Source organism: Pseudomonas sp. AF32 (assembly GCF_022342325.2).
GTDB classification, from domain to species: domain Bacteria; phylum Pseudomonadota; class Gammaproteobacteria; order Pseudomonadales; family Pseudomonadaceae; genus Aquipseudomonas; species Aquipseudomonas uvaldensis.
This window is the reverse complement of record NZ_RQJK02000066.1, coordinates 1-524: the sequence shown is the minus strand read 5'-3', so window position 1 is coordinate 524 and position 524 is coordinate 1. Positions and strand designations below refer to the sequence as shown.

The 524-nt window shown below is 53.6% G+C and carries 1 pseudogene; it reads right to left on the bottom strand.

What is annotated here, in order from left to right:
• Window positions 1-268 precede the first annotated feature (268 nt).
• Window positions 269-524 (bottom strand): annotated as a pseudogene (locus EGM97_RS26130) (IS110 family transposase); the annotation flags it as partial.

The window sequence follows — 524 nt, the reverse complement described above, 5'->3', positions numbered from 1 at the left end:
TCATCGCGAGCAGGCTCGCTCCCACATCTATGGTCCTCTCAGTTTCTGCAATACTGAACTTGGGTGCGTGATTGGCTTGCCGCAATCTATTCGGCGTCGAAAAGTGAGATTCGCGCCGCGATGAAAATCGCGCCTGACAGTCCTGATTAGGGTAGATCGGCTTTAGAGCCGTGTGGGAGCCCAGGTTTTCTGTCAGGTCGGTAGGCCGTTTACGTCATCTGTTATCCAGCATCGCAAAACCAGGTGGGTGGTGCTCGGTAACGCAGGGTCAAGCGTTCTGTACGCTTGGCCCTGCTTCATATATTCCATGGGTATGCGCTAAGGCCCAGGCTATGCGTGCCAGTTTGTTCGCCAACGCACACACCACAACATTGCGATGGTGACGAGCTAACAGCCCGCGCACCCAATCCGCCAAGTGTCCGACCTGTTTATCCAAGTGATTGATAAAGGTCTGACTGCATTGCACAAGCAAACGTCGCTGATTACGATCGCCACGCTTGCTGATGCCTAACAAATGCGGTTTC